Source organism: Pontibacter populi (assembly GCF_019336435.1).
Taxonomy (GTDB): domain Bacteria; phylum Bacteroidota; class Bacteroidia; order Cytophagales; family Hymenobacteraceae; genus Pontibacter; species Pontibacter humidus.
Map to the genome: position 1 here is coordinate 112,577 of NZ_JAHWXQ010000006.1, position 16,895 is coordinate 129,471.

Annotated in this window: 13 protein-coding genes; 9 read left to right on the top strand and 4 right to left on the bottom strand. The window is 48.4% G+C overall.

What is annotated here, in order from left to right; translation table 11 throughout:
- The first annotated feature begins 177 nt into the window (after positions 1-177).
- The 6 genes from mfd to KYK27_RS17040 all read left to right on the top strand — a co-directional run bounded on the left by mfd (position 178) and on the right by KYK27_RS17040 (position 10,346).
- Entirely contained in the window at positions 178-3,549 is a 3,372-nt protein-coding gene (mfd, locus tag KYK27_RS17015) for a transcription-repair coupling factor (protein WP_199111508.1), read from the top strand.
- 39 nt (positions 3,550-3,588) lie between these two features.
- Positions 3,589-4,002, top strand: coding sequence for a PAS domain-containing protein (locus KYK27_RS17020; protein WP_199111509.1), 414 nt, complete (start codon positions 3,589-3,591; stop codon positions 4,000-4,002).
- Positions 4,003-4,157: 155 nt separating this feature from the next.
- Complete coding sequence (locus KYK27_RS17025; RefSeq protein WP_199111510.1) at positions 4,158-8,360, top strand: PAS domain-containing protein; 4,203 nt, start codon at positions 4,158-4,160, stop codon at positions 8,358-8,360.
- A gap of 25 nt (positions 8,361-8,385) precedes the next feature.
- Complete coding sequence (locus KYK27_RS17030) at positions 8,386-8,793, top strand: response regulator (RefSeq protein WP_199111511.1); 408 nt, start codon at positions 8,386-8,388, stop codon at positions 8,791-8,793.
- Between the two features lie 154 nt (positions 8,794-8,947).
- Entirely contained in the window at positions 8,948-9,742 is a 795-nt protein-coding gene (locus tag KYK27_RS17035) for a hypothetical protein (RefSeq protein WP_199111512.1), read from the top strand.
- A gap of 169 nt (positions 9,743-9,911) precedes the next feature.
- Positions 9,912-10,346 carry a hypothetical protein gene (locus KYK27_RS17040; RefSeq protein ID WP_199111513.1) on the top strand — a complete coding sequence of 145 codons (435 nt, stop codon included), beginning with the start codon at positions 9,912-9,914 and terminating at the stop codon, positions 10,344-10,346.
- 56 nt (positions 10,347-10,402) lie between these two features.
- Here the strand turns inward: KYK27_RS17040 and KYK27_RS17045 are convergent, their stop codons facing one another.
- Both KYK27_RS17045 and KYK27_RS17050 read right to left on the bottom strand, forming a co-directional pair.
- Positions 10,403-10,963, bottom strand: coding sequence for a hypothetical protein (locus tag KYK27_RS17045; RefSeq protein WP_233150499.1), 561 nt, complete (start codon positions 10,961-10,963; stop codon positions 10,403-10,405).
- A 20-nt stretch (positions 10,964-10,983) separates the two neighbouring features.
- Positions 10,984-11,139, bottom strand: coding sequence for a hypothetical protein (locus tag KYK27_RS17050; RefSeq protein WP_199111515.1), 156 nt, complete (start codon positions 11,137-11,139; stop codon positions 10,984-10,986).
- Between the two features lie 63 nt (positions 11,140-11,202).
- Between KYK27_RS17050 and KYK27_RS17055 the strand changes: the two genes are divergently transcribed.
- From KYK27_RS17055 to KYK27_RS17065, 3 genes are all read left to right on the top strand, one after another.
- Positions 11,203-11,784, top strand: coding sequence for a uracil-DNA glycosylase family protein (locus tag KYK27_RS17055; protein ID WP_199111516.1), 582 nt, complete (start codon positions 11,203-11,205; stop codon positions 11,782-11,784).
- Between the two features lie 56 nt (positions 11,785-11,840).
- Positions 11,841-12,989, top strand: a complete 1,149-nt coding sequence (locus KYK27_RS17060; RefSeq protein WP_199111517.1) for a methionine aminotransferase — start codon at positions 11,841-11,843, stop codon at positions 12,987-12,989.
- Between the two features lie 157 nt (positions 12,990-13,146).
- Positions 13,147-13,923, top strand: a complete 777-nt coding sequence (locus tag KYK27_RS17065) for an amidohydrolase (RefSeq protein ID WP_199111518.1) — start codon at positions 13,147-13,149, stop codon at positions 13,921-13,923.
- Between the two features lie 313 nt (positions 13,924-14,236).
- On the opposite strand, the gene KYK27_RS17070 is transcribed toward KYK27_RS17065, so the two are convergent.
- Positions 14,237-14,632 (bottom strand): hypothetical protein, encoded by a 396-nt coding sequence (locus KYK27_RS17070; RefSeq protein WP_199111519.1) that lies wholly within the window; start codon positions 14,630-14,632, stop codon positions 14,237-14,239.
- Positions 14,632-16,827, bottom strand: coding sequence for a T9SS type A sorting domain-containing protein (locus KYK27_RS17075; protein ID WP_219337375.1), 2,196 nt, complete (start codon positions 16,825-16,827; stop codon positions 14,632-14,634). Before KYK27_RS17075 ends, KYK27_RS17070 begins: the two co-directional genes overlap by 1 nt.
- Positions 16,828-16,895 lie beyond the last annotated feature (68 nt).

Below are 16,895 nucleotides of genomic sequence, written 5' to 3' on the forward strand. Positions count from 1 at the left end.
TATAGTTTATCCCTGGTTTAAAATAAAAATGAAGGAGTTATCCCGCAACCTTCTCTCCCAACTCCCAGTTCTGATAAAACATTATCTTGTAGTATCTTTGTAAAGAAGACTTACCAGCAGAACACGGCTATACGATAAGCCCTGTGTTCTGCCTTTCTTGTTTTGTAATAGAGCTGAATGAAAGTATCTGACTTTTTAGAACTGTACCGCTTAGATGGCATGGTGCAAACTATAGCCGAGCGCCTGAAAACGAATAACGCATACCGCCTTCAACTCAAAGGCATAGCCGGCAGCTTAGATGCTGTACTAGCATCGGCGGTGTATACTATAAATTACCAGCACCAACTCTTCATCCTGCACGATAAAGAAGAGGCTGCTTATTTTTATACTGACCTGAAGAACCTGCTCGGCGACGAGAAGGAAGTACTGCTTTTCCCGACATCGTATAAGCGCCCTTATAGTTTCGACGACACCGAAAACGCCAATATACTCATGCGGGCCGAGGTGCTGAACCGCCTGAACCAGAAAACCGGCAAAGGCGAGCTTATAGTTACTTACCCTGAAGCGCTGACCGAGAAAGTGATCAACAAAAAATCGCTGGTTGAGAATACGCTGGGGGCTAAAGTGGGCGAAAAGCTCGACGTGAATTTCCTGAGCGAGATGCTGGCTGAGTATGGCTTTGAGCGCACCGAGTTTGTGTACGAAGCCGGCCAGTATGCTGTGCGTGGTGGTATTGTGGACGTGTTCTCCTATGCTAACGATTTACCTTATCGCATCGAGCTTTTTGGTGACGAGATTGAAAGTATCAGAACCTTTGACCCGGACACGCAGCTTTCGGTGGAGACAAAAAAAGCGATCTCTATCATCCCGAACGTACAGACCAAATTACTGCAGGAAACCCGCGAAGCCTTCCTTGACTTTTTGCCAGCCGATACAAACATCTGGTTTAAAGATGTGCGCCAGACGCTGGATGTGATCGATGAGTATTTTGACAAGGCTTCGCAGGCATTTGAGAAGCTGATGGCCGGCAGTGGCGGCATGCAGATCGTATCAGACCCGGAGCAACTTTTCCAGACGCAGAAGCAGTTTAAGAAGCTACTTGACAACTTTAATATCATCGAAATTGGCAAGCGATTCCATTTTAAAACTGCCGAAGCCATACAACTACAGGCCAAGCCACAGCCATCGTTTAATAAAGATTTTACAAGGCTGGTAAAAGACCTGCACGAGCATCAGGGCGCTGGTTTTGTGAACGTTATCGCTACCGATTCACCGCGCCAGATCAACCGCCTGACCATGATCTTTGATGAGCTGGACCACGATGTGCGTTTCCAGCACCTGGCCATTTCGTTGCGCGAAGGTTTTATAGATCAAATTCTAAAGGTAACCTGCTATACTGATCATCAGCTTTTCGATAGGTTTTACCAGCACAAGGCGAAGGAAGGACATTCCAAGAACAAGGCCATGACGCTGAAAGAGCTGCGCTCGCTGCAGCCCGGCGACTACATTACACACGTCGACTATGGTATCGGTCGTTTTGCCGGACTTGAGAAAGTGGAAGTTGGCGGCCGTTTACAGGAAGCGATAAGATTGGTTTACCGCGACGATGATCTGCTATATACTAGCATTCACTCGCTGCACAAAATAAGCAAGTATAGCGGTAAAGAAGGCGGCCCGCCGAGCATGAGCAAACTGGGCTCACCGGAGTGGGAAAACAAGAAGAAGAAAGTAAAGAGCAAGGTTAAAGATATTGCTGCTGAGCTCATTAAACTATACGCCAAACGTAAAGCTGCTCCCGGTTATGCTTTCACCAAAGATGGGTTCTTGCAGGCCGAGCTGGAGTCGTCGTTTATTTACGAAGATACCCCGGACCAGGGCAAAGCTACCGAAGATGTAAAAGCCGACATGGAGCAACCACACCCAATGGACCGCCTGGTGTGCGGCGATGTGGGTTTTGGCAAAACCGAAGTAGCCATGCGTGCTGCCTTTAAAGCGGCTTGCGATGGCAAACAGGTAGCCGTGCTGGTACCAACAACCGTGCTGGCCATGCAGCACTTCAAAACGTTCCGGGACAGATTGGCGCAATTTCCGGTAACCGTGGATTATGTAAACCGCTTTAAAACCGCCAAAGACACCAAAGAAACCCTGAAGCGCGTAGCCGAAGGCAAAGTGGATATTCTGATCGGTACGCACCGCATCGTTAGCAAGGACATCAAGTTTAAAGACCTGGGCCTGCTGGTGATAGATGAAGAGCAGAAGTTCGGGGTAAAAACCAAGGATAAGCTGAAGGAAATGCGCATAAACGTGGATACGCTTACGCTCACAGCCACACCTATTCCGCGTACGCTGCACTTCTCGTTGATGGGTGCCCGCGACCTTTCGGTAATTGCTACGCCTCCGCCAAACCGTCAGCCGGTGCAAACAGAACTGCACGTGTTTGATGAGATATTGATACGTGATGCCGTAGCGGCCGAACTGAAACGTGGTGGCCAGGTATTTTTCGTACACAACCGCGTGAAGGACATTGACGAGATCGCCAACATGATCCTGAAGCTGGTACCGGATGCACGCATTACGTTTGCTCACGGCCAGATGGATGGCGAGTTGCTGGAAAAACGCATGATGAAATTTGTGGAGGGCGAGTACGATGTGCTGGTTTCAACTAACATCATCGAGTCCGGCCTGGATATCCCAAATGCTAACACCATCATCATCAACCGGGCGCACATGTTCGGGTTATCAGACCTGCACCAGATGCGTGGCCGCGTAGGCCGATCCAACAAAAAAGCTTATTGTTATTTGCTTACACCGCCGGTGGCTGGTTTACCAAGTGATGCCCGCAAACGCCTGAGCACCCTGGAAGAATTTTCTGATTTGGGCGAAGGATTTAAAATTGCGATGCGCGACCTGGACATTCGTGGGGCTGGCAACTTACTGGGCGGTGAGCAAAGTGGTTTTATCACGGACCTTGGTTTCGAGATGTACCACCAGATACTAGATGATGCCGTGAAAGAGCTGAAAGAAACAGAATTCCGGGAGCTGTTTTTGGGAGATAACCTGGAACAGTTTTTAGAGCCTGTGCGCGACTGTAATATTGAAACCGACATGGAAGTACTGATCCCGGACTGGTATGTAAGCAACATTTCGGAACGCCTGAGCCTGTACAGCAAACTCGACAGCACCAAAGACCTGCAGGAACTGGAAAAACTGCGCGCCAGTATAGTTGACAGATTTGGTCCGCTGCCGGAAGAAGTACAGAAACTGATCGAGATCGTAAAACTACGCTGGCAGGCACAGCAGCTCGGCTTCGAGAAACTGACGATCAAAAAAGAAGTGATGAAGGGCTACCTGCCAAGCGAGAACAACGACAAATACTTCCAGTCCGATACCTTTGGCAACATATTGAAGTATGTGCAGCAGCATTCGCGCCGCTCGCGGTTAAAGGAAGCCAAGAACAAGCTCATAGTTATCGTAGAGGATATCCAGACGATAGCAGATGCCCGGGAAGTGTTTGAGGACCTGGGGATAAAGGAAATCAACCCTGCATGATTTGATAACGTAAAACCCTGACCTAGATATACCGCCATTATGGATGAATCGATTTACAAGCAGGCTAAAAAAGCACTAGATGTAAGTAACGAGAACCTGCTTGATTTTATGGATGCATTACCACAAATGGCATGGGCAGCACAACCTAACGGAAAGGTTATATACTTCAACAAAGCCTGGCATATGTATACCGGCAAAGCTCCTGGTACCACAGATGGCTGGATTACTACGGTACACCCGGAGGAATCCAGCCAGGTTATTGAAGCCTGGAAGAGTGCACTACAGAAAGGTGATTACCATATAGAATGCCGTATCCGAAACGGGGCAGACGGCTCATACAAATGGTTTTTAGAGCAGGGCATGCCCATCCGGGATGAAAACGGAAAAGTAATTATGTGGTTTGGCACCTACACTGATATAAACAATGAGAAACAGGACCTGGAGCCTTTATAGTTACCAGGCATGCATAAACTATACTAGTGGCGCAGTAGCTGAACCCACAGTAATTTAATTTTAGAGCCTGCCAAATAAAGATTTGAATAGGAGATTTCTTTAATTAAATTTACTCACCAACCCTTTTACCGGAGGGAGGAACTTTATTTTTTCCCATGTCAGCTCAGCAAATAACTGCAATACCCAACCTTGGCCCTGTTTTTCGATTATTACCTGGCTTATATGTTGCTCTTTCGCCGGAGCTCACCATTATTGAGGTAACAGATGCTTACCTGCGGGCCCGACATACCTCCCGAGGCGCGCTGCTGGGCAGGCCTTTAGTCGAAACCTATGAGGGCAGCAACATTTTGCTTAACACTTCACCTACCCAGGCACTGGAACAGTCGCTGCAGCAGGTATTATTTTCCAAACAGCCACACCATATCCCCACCTTTTGCTATAGTTTAAAACTGCCGGAGGCAATGGGTGGCAACTATAAAGAGTGTTACTGGAGTGCAACCAATACGCCAGTGCTCGATGAACAGGATAACCTGCTATATATTCTGCACGAGGCCCGCGAATTATCCGCAGAGAACAGCACCACACAGGTTGGCGAGCATATACCATTGCTTAGAGATACTATGGATGCAGTATCGTGGGAGTACGACCCAATTCAGAACAAGATGGAATGGGGACCGGGACTAAAAAAAATACTCGGTTACACACCAGACGAAATGGGGCCTGGAGGCGAATCATGGGACGAACGTGTGCACCCCGACGATTTTGAAGAAGTACAGGCTAGCATTGAAAAAGCGAACGCTACAGGCAGCAAAATATGGACCGGCGAGTACCGCTTCAGAAAAGCTGATGGAACTTACATACCGGTACTGGACCAGGGTTATATTATTTACCATTCAGATGGCAGGCCTCTGCGTACGCTTGGCTCTATTATAGACCTATCAGGGAACAAGAAATCGCAGCCAGAACTAAAGGAAAGCGATGCCCGTTTCCGGCACCTGCTGGAAGTACTGCCGCATATGGCCTGGATGGCAGATGCGAATGGCAAGGTGATCTACTTTAATAAGAACTGGTATAGTTACACCGGCATGGCCACTACCCAGACTGAAGGCTGGACAAGTGTGATTCACCCGGAAGATACGGCCATAGTATTAATGGAATGGCATAATACCCTGGCTGCCGGCTCTCCTTATGAAATGGAGTATCGCCTGCTTAACTACCACGATAAAAGCTACCGCTGGTTCCTGGAGCGCGGTGTACCCATGCGCGGCGCCGATGGAAATGTACAGTTCTGGATCGGTACGCTCTCCGATATTGATGATCAGAAGCAGGCAATGGAGCACATCCGCGAAAAAGACCTCCAGCTTGAGAACATACTAAACCACTCACCGGTACATTTCTGCCAGTTGCAAGGCCCGGAGCATGTTTGTACCTATATTACCCCCGGGATAAGCATGTTTTTCGGAAACCGCCAGTACCTGAACAAAACTGTGCGCGAAATATGGCCTGAGCTAAAACATACCGAGTTTTTCGGCATCCTTGATGAAGTTTACAGGACCGGAAGCAAAATAAAGACCCAGGAATATAAACTGGTAACAGATCGCTTTCGCAACGGCCAGATTTCGGAAATATACCTTAACCTGGAATACAGGCCCATTATCAGGGAAGACCGCGTAGAAGGCATACTGGTTTCTGCAATAGATGTGACCGAACTGGTAAAGACCAAACAGCGCGTGGCCTACAACGAGCACAGCATGCGGCTGCTTTCCAAAGCGACAGGTTGTGTTACCTGGGAGTGCGACGTACCCCGTAAAACAATAGCCTGGAGTGAGTCTTACAAAGAAGTGTTTGGCTACTCCGACAGCGACCTGGAAAACGACTCCGGCACCTGGGACAAAAACATACACCCTGAAGATTACACAACCATACGGGAAAGCATAAACGCAACTATAGCAAAAGGCCAGCGAACATGGACGGGCGAGTACCGGTACATGAAAGCTGATGGCAGCTATACTTCTGTGCTGGACCATGGCTATATAGTTTACAACAGCAAGGGCGAACCAGAGCACATGCTGGGCTCGCTGATAGATATTACCCGGCAGAAGAAGCAGGAACTGGCGCTGCAATACAACAGCGAGCGTTTTAAGCGCATTGCAATGGCCACCAACGACGTACTTTGGGACTGGAACCTGGAAGACGATACCATCTGGTGGAACGAAGGATACACGACCCTTTTCGGATACCAGGTTATCCCACACAATCTTAAGATCGACTCCTGGACAGCGAACATCCACCCAGATGATTTTGCCAGAGTGAAAGCATCTATCCATGGTGTTATAGAATCAGAGCAGAATACTTGGGAAGATGAATACCTCTTTAAGTGTGCCGACGGCTCTTTTAAGCTGATACATGATAAAGGCCATGTGCTGCGCAATACCGAAGGCAAGGGAATCAGGATGTTTGGTTCTATGCTGGATGTAACTGACAAGCGCAAAATTGAACAGCAACTGCAGGAAAGCAATGCCCGTACCCTCAAAATACTGGAATCGTTGCCCCTGATGACCTGGACCGCCACACCGGAAGGCAAAGTAAATTATTATAACCAGCGGTGGTACGACTATACTGACAATACCTACTCGGAACTTACAAGCTGGGCAGATATTATTCACCCGGATGACTTGGAACATACTACCCAACTATGGGCAGAGGCAATAACTACCGGGAAACCATTTGAGACCGAAAACAGGTGGCGAGCTGCAGCTGATGGTAAGTACCGCTGGTTTCTGGCGCGCGCGGTTCCGATCCGCAATTCCGAAGGCGAAATAACGATGTGGGTAGGCTCACACACTGAAATTGAAGACCAGAAACAGTCGATGCTCGCGCTTGAAGAAAGCACGAACAAATTCAGATTCCTGACCGAGTCGAGCCCGCAAATTGTATGGAGCGCTAACCCGGATGGCAACATAGACTATACCAGCAAGCAATGGCTGGATTATACCCAAATGACCCTAGAGGATTCGCTGGGCTATGGTTGGGCGCCTGCCGTCCACCCCGACGACCTGCCTGTGCTGATGGAACTATGGTCAGAGTCTATTACTACCGGAAACCTGTTTTATGTAGAAGTGCGGGTATGCAATGTAAAGACCAATGTATACCAGTGGTTCCTGATAAAAGCACAGCCATTACGCAACGAAAAAGACGAGATCATAAAGTGGTATGGTGTCGGGCTTAACATAAACGAGCTGAAAGTACTGCAGGAGCAGCTTCAGGAATCTGAGCAGCAATTCCGTTTTCTTTCGGAGTCTATTCCGCAAATGGTCTGGACGGCAACACCGGACGGCAGTACCGATTATTTTAATAAACGCTGGATAAACTATACCGGGCTGTCGTTTGAAGAAAGCCTGGGCCCCGATGCCTGGCTGCTGGCATTACACCCAGATGATCTTAAAATGGCCTTTGAGCGCTGGCAGTACTCTGTACGCACCGGCGAATATTACGAGCTCGAGTACCGCATCCGGAATGGCAAGAACGGCCCTTACCGCTGGTTCCTGGGCCAGGGCATACCCATGCGCGATGCAGAGGGTAACATAACGCGCTGGTTTGGCACTTGCACCGACATTGAGGATCATAAAAAAGCAGAAGAAGAACTGGTAGATAAGAACCTGGAACTGGAACGCATTAACCAGGACCTTGATGGTTTTGTGTACGCTGCCTCTCACGACCTGAAACTGCCTATAGTTAACATGGCCGGTATTTTTAAAGAGCTAACGCAAAATGCTGTATTCACAGACCCTGATGCGCCGAAGCTGATAGGCATGTTCAACAAATCGCTTGAGCAGATACATAATACGATCTTCGACCTGTCGGATGTGGTAAGGATGCAGAAACGGAAGACCAGGGAGAATGAGTTAGTTGACCTGGAAGAACTGACAGCAAATGTGCAACTGAGCATACAGGATATTCTGACCAATACAGGGGCCAGCATATCAACTGATTTTTCGGAAGTGCCGGCACTTGCTTTCTCAAAGGCTAACCTCAAAAGTATAGTTTACAACCTGCTCAGTAATGCCATTAAGTACCGCAAGCCAGACCAGAAACCGGAAATTGTTTTAACTACTACCCGCAAAGGCGACTATGTAGAACTGAAAGTGCAGGACAACGGAGTGGGCATTGATATGAACAAACACCAGAATAAACTGTTTCAAATGTTTAAGCGCTTCCATAACCACGTAAGTGGTTCGGGCTTGGGCTTATACATTGTAAACAGGCTGCTTACCAATAGCGGCGGTTACATTACTATCGAGAGTACTATAAACGAAGGAACTACGTTTTTCCTCTACTTTAAACAAAGGAACGCGTAAGCTAATCTGAAAAATAATCAGCAACATGAGGCAATTAAGAACTATCCTGCTTATCGACGACGACGAGACAACCAACTACCTAAACCACCGACTGCTTTCGCGTATGAATACCGCAGAAGAGATACGGGTAGTTACAAATGGCGAAGAGGCGCTGGATTACCTGGAAAAAGCCTTTGCAGGTGTAGAAAGTTACCCCCGCCCCGACTTGATTTTTGTAGATATCAAAATGTCGGTAATGGATGGATTTGAGTTCCTGGAAGAGTATCAGAAGTTTGACGAGGCAGATAAGAACCAGACCATTATGATGATGCTGACATCTTCGGCCAGTTTTTATGATCTCGAAAAACTAAAGCAATTCCCGGAGGTGCTTAAGCACTACTCCAAGCCGTTGGCAGAAGCCGATGTAAGAGAAATTATAGAAGAACATTTTTAGCAGCTTATTTACAGCACAACTATAGCAGGATGCCTTTTTTACAAGAGGCATCCTGTTGCTTTTATACCCTCCGCATTAACTATAGCCATGCCAGCCTCGTATTGTTAAGTATCTGCCATATGGTAGCATTTGATGATTAAAAGACTGAAAGACAATGGCAAACTATAATGAAAACGAAGAAAACAAACGTGTAAACCGTGAACAACACCGCAGCGGTATGGAACAGAACCTGCCCCAGCAACGCTATGGTTACAGAAGCACGAAAGATCAGAAATGGGATGAGGGGAATTACTTCCATACAGGGCCAAGCCGCAGCGGCGCACAAGACCGTGAAAACCGGGAGAGAACCTCAGGACCATCACAACAGCGTTTCCAAAACAAAGACCAGAACGCACACCTGAACGAACACTACGGAAGCCGTCCTAACAGTGCATACCGCAACGAACGCTCTTACCTGGACCACGGCGACTCCTTCGGCTCGTCGCACTATAATCCGCAGCAATCTGCAGGCTGGTCGCAGCAGAGCAACTATAACCAGCGGCCAACCAGCCGTGATGAACAATACCAGGATTTGCCCGGCGACAGAAGCCGTTATAAAGAATCTGATTTCAGGTATGGCAGTGGCACGCATAACTGGTACCAGGAAGGCCGCTTTACCCCGGACAGCACACCGGAGCCGCAACGCGATAACAGAAGCTTCTTTGGCCGCATAAAAGATACCTGGAACGACATCATGCATTCTGATGATCCGGATTACCGCCCGAGCCATGGCTACCCGACCGACGAAGACCGCAGAAATGAACGAAAACGCTACGGCAACGACCTTTATAACAGGCAGCAGTTTGAACGTGGCTACGAAGGCGGACCACGCTGGGCTGACGAAACAGACTCCGGGAAAGACAATTATTACGATGATGCAGACAGAACCCAACGTTTTAGAAGATACTAACGTATAGGGAGCAGGTTAGATAGATTGGTTATAGATTAGTTTTAGTTAGTAAAAGCGAAGCAGCACCACCTGCTTCGCTTTTTTTATGCGCTCACAAAACTGTAGCACCGGTCACGAACATCCTCTTCCTGGCGTCGTAAACCCAATAGTGCATTAAACAATAAAAGCTATGAAACACGAACAGGATTATAACGATAGAGAATACCGGGACCGCGAAAACTATAACCAGGACGGAAACCGCCGCCATCCGCAGGACCAGCAAAACACAGCTAACCGCTGGGGAGAACCCAATCCACAGATGAGTGCGCACGAAGAAGACTGGTCCATGCGCCACGAGGACCGTTACAGGCAGGGTCACGGATTCAGGGACGACTGGCGCCCATTTAACCAACCGGAAAACCGCCACTTCCAAAACGAAGACCGCGAGTATGGCAACTATAGAAATGAACGCCCTGAGTGGGAACAAAATCAACGCTATGGCAACCAGAACCAGCAGCCTAACGACCGCTGGACGCAGGAAAATTACATGCACCATGAGCAACACCATCATCCGCGCCACTCCTCGGAAAGATTTTACAGAGAGCAACGCAGAAGAAACTGGTAAGTATAAAGGCCCCTGGCACTCCAATGCCAGGGGCCTTTGGTTTTATAGTTTATAGTTTAAAACCGCTGCCTTAAGCCTACTCCAAAAGAGATTAGTTCGGGCAGGCCGGGCACCAGGTTTACCGAAAAGTCTGTTTGTCCGGATAGGCTATAGTTGTATTCGAGTTCGCCGGCGTACCAGTAAAACTTATATTGCCACTCGCCGCGCCTGTTAAAATAGCCATCGTCCTTGTAGCCAACTATACGGTTCCAGTCGCGGCGGTATACCAGGGTTGGGCCGATGCCACCATTCAGCGAGTGCCTGTTTTTCTGAAGGATAAGCGCGCGCCAGCCAAGGTGTGTAAAGCCAGCCAGGGATGCGGCGCAATCAGCATACAACCCCTGCTCTACCCTGACAGCATGTTTGTTGCCAACTATAAACCTGTCGTAGCCAACTATAGCACCGTAGTTAAATGTGATGTAGCCTTTTTCATCGAGCCGGTTCGGGAATATTTCGGGGTGCGGACTTTCTTTCAGGTGTACTGACACACCAAATAACTTTACCGTAAACGCATTTTTATATTCCGCGTCCTGCGCCAGGCACGGACCAGCAACTATAACAAGGAGCACTATGAACATAAAACGACACATCCGTTTTGCTATACGAAACTTAAACGATAAAATGATTTACCGGCACGCAGGTAGAAAAGCGTGAGGGATGGAGCGGTTGTCTGAGCTCCTATAGTTGGGCACAAACTATAGAGCGAGCCGCGAGAGCCCGACGGCTGTGCCGGCACGCCCAAACTATAGTTCATCACAAACTATAGTTTTAAATAAAGCAATCAACAATTAACAACTTAGTACCTTTGCACCAGCATATGACCCAACTCGAAAACTTACTGCAACAGATACGCGCCTGCCGCATTTGCGAGGAGCACCTGGTACTTGGCCCGCGGCCGGTGTTGCGTGCAAGCACTACGGCAAAGCTGCTTATAGTTGGGCAGGCACCCGGCACCAAAGTACATGCCAGCGGCAAGCCCTGGGACGACCAGAGCGGGAAACGTTTACGCCTGTGGCTTGGGCTGGAGCCCGAAGTATTTTACGATGAAAGCAAGGTGGCTATAGTTCCGATTGGGTTTTGCTACCCGGGCAAAGGTAAAAGCGGCGACCTGCCACCACGCCCCGAATGCGCCCGGCACTGGCACCAGCAATTACTCAGTCTGTTGCCAAACATTGAGTTAACCTTGTTGGTTGGTAAGTATGCGCAGGACTATTTTCTAAAGGAGAAAGCCAGGCCAACTCTTACGCAGACAGTTGCTAACTGGCACGAATATTTGCCGGCTTTTATGCCCATGCCGCACCCGTCGCCGCGCAACCAGTTCTGGGTAAAACATAACCCCTGGTTTGAGCTGGATGCCGTGCCGTATTTGCAGCAACAGGTAAAACAGTTGCTCTCCTAAACCTAACTATACTATATTCGTTGCAAGAAACTCCCACTGATATAACCACCAAAACTATGGCAAATTACCCAACCAGCAAACTACCTGATGTAGGCACCAGTATTTTCTCGGTGATGTCGGCACTGGCCAACGAACACAAGGCCATTAACTTGTCGCAGGGCTTCCCGGACTTTAACTGCCCCGATGAATTGATGGAGCTGGTTACCAAGTATATGCATGCCGGTTTTAACCAGTATGCGCCTATGCCTGGTGTTGTATCGCTGCGCGAAAAGATCAGTATTAAAACAGAAAAACTATATGGTTACCGCCCTAACCCGGACACTGAAATAACAGTTACATCAGGCGCTACTGAAGCGTTGTATGCTGCCATTACGGCTGTAGTTAAACCCGGCGATGAAGTGGTGGTGCTGGAACCATGCTACGATTGTTATGCGCCTGCCATCCGTTTAAACGGTGGTATTCCGGTGTATGTACCACTGGCATTGCCTGGTTTTAGCGTGGATTGGGACTTAGTGAAACGCAACATTTCTTCTAAAACCCGATTGATCATTATAAACACGCCGCACAACCCAACCGGCGCTGTCATGACCAAAGCCGACATGGACGAACTGGCGCATATTGTGGATGGAAGTGACATTCTGGTTATCAGTGATGAAGTGTACGAGCACATGGTTTTTGATGGTTTTAAACACCACAGCGCTCTGGAGAATGCAATACTGCGTGAGCGCAGTTTTGTGATCTCGTCGTTCGGTAAAACCTACCACACCACCGGCTGGAAGATCGGCTATGCTATAGCGCCACCGGCTTTAACGACAGAACTCCGTAAAATGCACCAGTTTATTACGTTCAGTACGGTTACGCCATTGCAGTTTGCCATCGCCGATTTTATGGATAACGAAGCACATTACCTGGGCCTTCCGGACTTTTACCAGGAGAAACGCGATGCTTTCTGTGAATACTTGGCACCATCACGGTTCGAGTTTCTACCATCGGCAGGCACCTATTTCCAGTTGCTAAAGTACGATGCAATTTCCGGAGAACACGACCAGGACTTTGCCAAACGCCTGGTGCAGGAAGTTGGCGTAGCCGCTGTTCCGGTTTCTGCTTTCTACCACAACAAAACCGACCACCACTACCTGCGTTTCTGCTTCGCCAAAAGCGACGAAACCCTCTGCGCCGCCGCCGAAAAGCTCGTTAAATTATAGGTTAAATGGTTAAATTGTTGATGGTTGATTGTTGGATCAGCTGTAGTTTAAGACGCAAAATATTGCGTCTCTACAAATCATACCTTTCTAACTTATACCTTTCTAACTCTCTAACTCTCTAACTCCTAAACTCTCAAACTCTTTAACTTTAAAAAGCATGGATCTTCGGGTAACTATAGTACAGACAGAACTGCACTGGCAGGATGCGGAAGCGAACAGGAAGATGTTTGCTGAAAAGTTAGCCGCTGCCAATCCACAGACAGACCTGATCGTCCTACCCGAAATGTTTACAACTGGCTTCAGCATGGATGCTGCCTCGCAGGCCGAACAACCGGAAGGTGAAACCCTGCAGTGGATGAAAGAGCAGGCGGCAAACTATAACGCTGTTATCACCGGAAGTATTATTGTGCAGGAGAATGAGCAGTATTTTAATCGTTTGATGTGGGTGAGGCCGGATGGCAGTTATGAGCATTATAACAAGAAGCACCTGTTCCGGATGGCAAAGGAGCATCATACCTATACGCCTGGAAGCGAGCGGCTAACTATAGATTTGAAAGGCTGGAAGATTTGCCCGTTGGTGTGTTATGACCTGCGCTTCCCGGTTTGGAGCCGCAACACCGGCGACCGCTACGATCTTTTGCTCTATGTTGCCAACTGGCCGAAAGCCCGCAGCCTGGCCTGGCGCACCTTGCTACAGGCCCGCGCCATCGAAAATATTGCTTATACGGTAGGGGTGAACCGCATCGGTACCGATGGCAACGATCATCCCTATTCCGGCGACTCCGCCATTATCCACCCGAAAGGTCATAAACTTTTAGAAACAACAGAGCAGGAAGGCATCCATACCATCTCCTTAAGTAAACAGGAGCTACTGGATTTCAGAGAAGCTTTCCCGGCGCATCTGGATGCGGACACGTTTGAGTTGAAGGGTTAATTTTACCTAGTACACTCTTTGTGCTGTCCCTTGAGCTGGCCTCGCTGGCGCGAGTTTGTAACTCGTGCCTAACTATGATGTTGAGTTTGTAACTCAACTGGGCCAGAGGCCCAACTATAGTTCGACACGAGCGAGGACGCTCGCGCCATGGTTTGCTCCTGCTTTTCCCGCTGTTTCGGACTTCTTAGTCCGAAAGCTAAGCTGCCGGGAATTTCCTAATCCCCGTATTGCCGGTAACGCGGATTAGGAAATCCGCTTCAGTGTGGAGTTTCGGACTTGGAAGTCCGAAACAGCTTTAAATTTTCATAATAACTCAGTTGTAAAACCGCTTCACCTCACTTAACAACTCCACATCATCCTGTACTACTTTCATCTGCAATTCTGGTCTTGCCTGTATCATGCGTAGCAAACGGGGGTGCTCATTCCTGAAAACTATAAGCTGCTCTTTTCGCCCTTCCAGCACCAGCTCCAACAGCGGAAATACACTCCCCAAACCAGCATCTGCCGCGGTGCTTTCTATACAAACTATAAGCTGCTCCGAGTTTTGCAGCAACTGTTTCGCATAATGCAGCACCAACTCTTCAGATTGAGAATCTACATCCAGCACAGCCAAATTCGGAAATTGGCTTTTTATCTGTTCCAGGAGCGGGTTGCCGTAGGCTATAGTTTGATTTTCTGTTAATAGACGGAGGTAGAGTAGCGCTTTCATTATTTCACTACAAATTTTGCAGTTTTATAGCTGCCTTGTCTGTTTACTGCCCTCACGAAATACATGCCCGCTTTCAGGGTATGCACCTGCAGGCTGTTGTATTGCTTATAGCTGTTCCCGCTGTTATAAACCTTTTTCCCGATGGCATCATATACCACAAACGTTACCGGCTCTGAGGCCTGCACCCGAACGATAGTTCCGTTCCTTTCTGCCAGGTTGGGATATATTTCAACTATAAATTCTTCGGTTGGTGCCTCAGGGTTATGTTGGTAGCCGGAGGTTTGCTGTAGCAGGTAAAGGCCGCCGCCCTGTGTGCCTGCTACCAGGTATAGTTTGCCTGCCCCGCCTAGTGCAGCTGCGATAATACTTGTGCCCTTTCCCAGTCTGGTCGGGAGCAGGTTTTCAGCAAACTGGTTCTCCAGCAGCCCTGTTTCGGGTGTAAAGGTTTGCTCTAGTATAGCTGCCAGGTTACGGTATACTTTTATAGTTCCACTGTCGTCAGTGGTGATCAGGTCTATAGTTCCGTCACCGTCAATGTCTATGGTTGTGGGGTGCAGATGGCGCTTATCAAAACTGAAACTAATACCACCCAGGTTGGCTTTGGTTAAACTATAGTTTGTACCGGTGTTGGTGTATAGTTGCAGTTCGCCGGACGCTTTCCCTATAACCATATCCAGGTCACCATCCTTATCAGCGTCAAAGAAGGCCGGTGCATCTCCGTCTATAGCTGTGTGGAGTTGCGTTTTATCTGCCCAGTTATATGCTGTAGCTTGGCCTGTATGAGGCAGGTAAACTATAGATGTAGCATTGGTCTGTGTGTTCTTATATGTAAGCACTAAGTCTGGTTTTCCGTCTCCGGTTATGTCAGCAAAGGTTGGTTTTATGTTGAGCAGCTGCTGATTCTCCAGGTCCAGGTAATTGTCTGTTATAAGCGTAAAAGCCGGATTTGTAGCCGTGCCGGTATTTTGATAGTAGCTTATGGTTGCCACATAATTGCCGTTACGGTAAGCACCTAAATTACCCACCAGCATATCAAGGTCGCCATCGATATCCAGGTCCGCGAAAGCCGGGTAAGCGCCTTCTCCTAGGTCCATCATCTGGTCCTGCAGAAAATCATCCTGTACGAACTCAAAAACAGGCTGGCTTACAGTTCCTTTGTTTTTGTAGAGCCATACCGAACGCTGCAGTTCAGCCTTTGCTTCGTTGGTATTGGCCAGATTCGGCGCTACAAGCAGGTCGGGTATGCCATCAAACGTTACATCTTCGTAATAGGCAGCCGGAAATTTACTAAAACTGGCGCGGCGCGTATTTGCCGGAAAATTCACCGATAACTCATCCATAAAAGCCTGCTGCGCGGTTCCTTTGTTTTCCATTAGTACCAGGTCATTGCATTCTACTGCTCCGGTCAGTAGGTCTTTATCACCATCTCCATCCATATCCAATAACAGCAACGAACTGCCGGTATGGCCGGTATGCAAGGGCGCTGCCACGCGGCACGCGGCCCCGAAAACATAGTTGTTACAGCCATCGCACTCCGTAATACCGCCCCACCAGTTGGAGTTACGCACAAAGCTCAGAGTGTTGCAGTTCAATTTATTTTCGACGCGCATGTTCTGGTAGTATTCCAGCTTCTGCCCATGCGAGAACTCCGACACCAATACATCCAGATCACCGTCGCCATCCATGTCTTCTATAGCCGGAATATCGGCACTTTGCAGTTGCAGGTTTACACCCTGATTATACAGAATGGCCTCTTCAGCAAGCACGAAACGGGGTAGTTGATTAGCGCCTTTCTCCTGCCGGTACACTTTTATACCTAGCGGCGTGCTTGTAAAAATATCCTTTAGCCCATCGCAGTTATAATCGCGCAGCAATACCCAGGCCGTCAGGTCATCCGGAAAAAGAACTTCATATTCAGGGCTGTATCTATAGTTCCAGGTCCCATTTTGCTGCACTGCCAGCCATGTAAATACTTTTTGCTGCATGCGGTCATAAGCAAACAGGTCGGGCTGGTTATCGTTGTTCAGATCTAACGTTGAGAATTGGGGTGCGCTCAGTCCGCCGCTCCAGGGTTGGGTTAATTTACCCTCTGCTATAGTTACAGGCACATCGTGGCGCAGCACGAACTGCAATGGCTGCTGGGCCATAGTTGTTGTTGCGACTAAGAGTAAAAACAGAGTCAGTAACTTTTTCATAGAGATGTAAGGAGCGGTGATGTGCTGTGGCGCCGTTGCTGTTTTGGGTGTATATTGCACCGTGTATG